The organism is Paraburkholderia silvatlantica (assembly GCF_003096715.1).
GTDB lineage: Bacteria > Pseudomonadota > Gammaproteobacteria > Burkholderiales > Burkholderiaceae > Paraburkholderia > Paraburkholderia silvatlantica.
This window is the reverse complement of sequence record NZ_QEOL01000081.1, coordinates 1-1,056: the sequence shown is the minus strand read 5'-3', so window position 1 is coordinate 1,056 and position 1,056 is coordinate 1. Positions and strand designations below refer to the sequence as shown.

Annotated in this window: 1 protein-coding gene; it reads right to left on the bottom strand. The window is 66.8% G+C overall.

The annotated features are described in order from the left end of the window. The coding region (locus C7411_RS36850; RefSeq protein ID WP_110858018.1) for an MFS transporter at positions 1-1,049 on the bottom strand (1,049 nt) is incomplete at its 3' end. Positions 1,050-1,056 lie beyond the last annotated feature (7 nt).

The window sequence follows — 1,056 nt, the reverse complement described above, 5'->3', positions numbered from 1 at the left end:
CCGCCCGCCACGCCGCCGAGCGCGAGCCCGATCGACTGCGTGGTGTTGTACACGCCCGTGGCCGCGCCCTTGCGGTTGCCCGGCGCGAGCTTCGAGACGAGCGATGGCTGCGAAGCCTCCAGGATGTTGAAGCCGAGGAAGTACACGAACAGCACGGCCGACACGATGACAAGTGTATGCGCGAGCGAGCCGAGCAATAGCTGGCCGATCAGGATAAGACCGATCGCAGAAAGGAGCACGGCCTTCATCCTGCCCCGCTTCTCTGCGACGATGATGGCCGGCACCATCATGACGAACGCGAGGCCCATGACCGGCAGGTAGATCATCCAGTGCGACGCGACCGGCAGGCCCGCGTCCACGAGCAGGCGCGGCACGACGAGAAAGAGCGCCGTTTGGGTGGCGTGCAGCACGAGCACGCCGAAGTTCAGGCGCAGCAGTTCCACGTTGTGCAGCACCTCGGCGAACGGGGCGCGCACGTGCACGGGCTTGCCGGGCGCGTCGGGCACGACCCAGATCACCACGCCCACCGCGAGAATCGAGAACACGCCGACCAGCGCGAACAGGCCGCTCATGCCGACCCAGTGGAACACGATCGGCGCGCCAACGATGGCCACGGCGAACGACATGCCGATCGAGCCGCCCACCATCGCCATGGCCTTGGTGCGGTGCTCCTCGGCGGTCAGGTCGGCGATGAACGCCAGCACGGCCGACGACACCGCGCCCATGCCCTGGATCACCCGCCCGACGATGATCCACACCATGTCGTGCGCGCCCGCCGCGACGAAGCTGCCGATCGCGAAGATGACGAGGCCGGTCGCAATGACGGGCTTTCTGCCCACCCTGTCCGAGACCCAGCCGTAGAAGATATAGAGAAGCGACTGCGTGACGCCGTAGGCGCCGAGCGCGATGCCGACCAGCAGAAGGTTGTCGCCGCCGGGAATGGTTTTCGCGTAGACGGAAAACACCGGCATGATCATGAAGAGACCGAGCATGCGCAGCGCGAAGATCGCCGCGAGCGAGACGGTCGCGCGCAACTCGGGCGCGCTCATGCGTGAG